Origin of the sequence: Argonema galeatum A003/A1, from assembly GCF_023333595.1 — a bacterium.
Taxonomy (GTDB): Bacteria; Cyanobacteriota; Cyanobacteriia; order Cyanobacteriales; family Aerosakkonemataceae; genus Argonema; species Argonema galeatum.
The window spans coordinates 1-2,072 of the sequence record NZ_JAIQZM010000087.1 but is presented as its reverse complement, the minus strand read 5'-3'; the positions used below and the strand labels follow the sequence as shown (position 1 = coordinate 2,072).

2 protein-coding genes are annotated in these 2,072 nt (G+C 43.3%); one reads left to right on the top strand and one right to left on the bottom strand.

What is annotated here, in order from left to right; translation table 11 throughout:
* Positions 1–1,528, top strand: a 1,528-nt coding sequence (locus LAY41_RS32045; protein ID WP_249106740.1) for a CHAT domain-containing protein, incomplete at its 5' end; no start/stop codon positions are given.
* Positions 1,529–1,592: 64 nt separating this feature from the next.
* Here LAY41_RS32045 and LAY41_RS32040 read toward each other — a convergent pair.
* Positions 1,593–1,961: a four helix bundle protein gene (locus LAY41_RS32040; RefSeq protein ID WP_249106739.1), complete on the bottom strand. Its 369-nt coding sequence runs from the start codon at positions 1,959–1,961 to the stop codon at positions 1,593–1,595.
* Positions 1,962–2,072: the final 111 nt, after the last annotated feature.

The window sequence follows — 2,072 nt, the reverse complement described above, 5'->3', positions numbered from 1 at the left end:
TCCCGTTCCCAATCCCGTTCCCAATCCCGTTCCCAATCCCGTTCCCAATCCCGTTCCCAATCCCGTTCCCAATCCCGTTCCCAATCCCGTTCCCAATCCCGTTCCCAATCCCGTTCCCAATCCCGGTAATAATCCTATGAATGGATTGTCGCCATCCAACCAAATAACAATTTCAACAGACCTCCAAACGATAAATATTTCGCCCGCACAGGCAGCAAATTCAAGCGTTACAGGTACAAGTTCTCTAGATACAACTGAGTTACTGCGCGAGAACGTTGCGACAGCCCTTCAAAGAGGCAACTTGGAGGTATTCGTACCGGAGATTGAAAAACTCAGGCAGCAGGAATATGAGAATTACTTTGGCGAAAATCTCCCTGCAAACAGTAAAAATTCACTGTCTCTTGTACAGGTTCAGCGCATCCTCAAAAGAATTGCCGAAAGACCGGGGAAAAAGCCTGCAATTCTCTACGTATTTATCCAACCAGAGCAATTAGAACTCGTGTTGGTTACTCCATCAGGCAGACCCATTCACCGCACCATAAGGGCGGCAAATCGCAATGCGCTGCTTAAAGTAGTTGCAGAGTTTCGTTCAGAAGTAACTGATGGTTCTAAAACTGATACGACTTCGTACCTCGCTTCTGCTAAAAAGCTTTATCAGTGGATAATTACGCCTATCGAAGCCGAACTGCGATCGCAAGGCATAGAAACCCTCGCTTTTTCTTTAGACTCAGGGCTCAGATCGATACCGATAGCCGCCCTCCACGATGGGCAAAAGTTTTTAGTAGAAAAGTACAGTATCGGCTTAATTCCCAGCGTCAATTTGATCGATAGCCGTTACGAAGATATTAGAAACTCTCAAGTTCTAGCAATGGGGGCTTCCAAATTTACTGACTTAAGTCCTTTACCCGCTGTGCCAGTAGAGTTATTCACCATTGCGAAAGAAATATGGCAAGGCAAAACTTTCCTCAATGAAGGTTTTACATTAGCAAATCTCAAATTACAACGCTCTAGCGAACCATTTGCAATTATTCACCTAGCAACGCACGCAGAATTTAGGGCTGGGAAACCAAATAACTCTTTTATCCAGCTTTGGAACTCGCAACTGGGGTTAGATCAATTACGGCAAATGAGATGGAATAAACCACAAGTGGAACTATTAGTACTCAGTGCCTGTCGCACCGCTTTGGGAGATGAACAAGCTGAGTTAGGGTTTGCAGGTTTGGCTGTAGCATCTGGTGTGAAGTCGGCTTTGGCGAGTTTGTGGTATGTGTCAGATCAAGGAACTCTGGGACTGATGACAGCGTTTTATCAGCAGTTGAAAACTGCACCTATCAAAGCACAAGCGCTCCAGGAGGCGCAAATCTCTATGATTAGAGGGGATATGCGTATAGAGGATGGTAAACTGCTAGGACTGATTTCTAACCCCGAAGGAGTGCCTCTGCCACCAGAACTAGCCTCGCAGGGAAATCAAAATCTCTCCCATCCTTACTTCTGGGCTGGTTTTACGATGATTGGCAGCCCTTGGTAAGTCAAAAGTCAAAAGTCAAAAGTCAAAAGTCAAAAGTCAAAAGTCAAAAGTCAAAAGTCAAAAGTTACTTTTTCTTGTTTTCTTTAGATTTGACAATCATGGCAGCAATAATGTTCATCAATTCATTTATCTCATTCAGGAGGGGCTGTAATCTGTTTTCTGGAACTATGTTAGCAGCAAAAATTAACCTGATCCAGTACCTAGTTTCTCTATCTTCTTTTAAGGCGATTTCTAGTTTATGGATAAAATCAGCTGTACTTTGTGCAGATCTTGATTCTTCCACATTCGCACCTATGGAAGTTCCAGAACGAATCAATTGTTTTGATAATTCTCTTGCTGGCCCTGGTGTTTCACTTAGAAAACTGCAAAGATTGACTATACGAACAGAAAACTGGAAAGTTCTCTCACAAATATCAAAAGGTTTGTCTGACATATTTTTTGACTTCCTTTGATCCCAGTCTTTTGATTTTTGACTTTTGTACGGGCGGGTTTAGCCCACACATCTCATTACCAACAGAATATTTTACAAAACCCGCCCCTACTG

Excerpts from the sequence above, each read along its gene's own strand:
- LAY41_RS32040 (WP_249106739.1), bottom strand. The coding sequence starts at position 1,961 with ATGTCAGACAAACCTTTTGATATTTGTGAGAGAACTTTCCAGTTTTCT.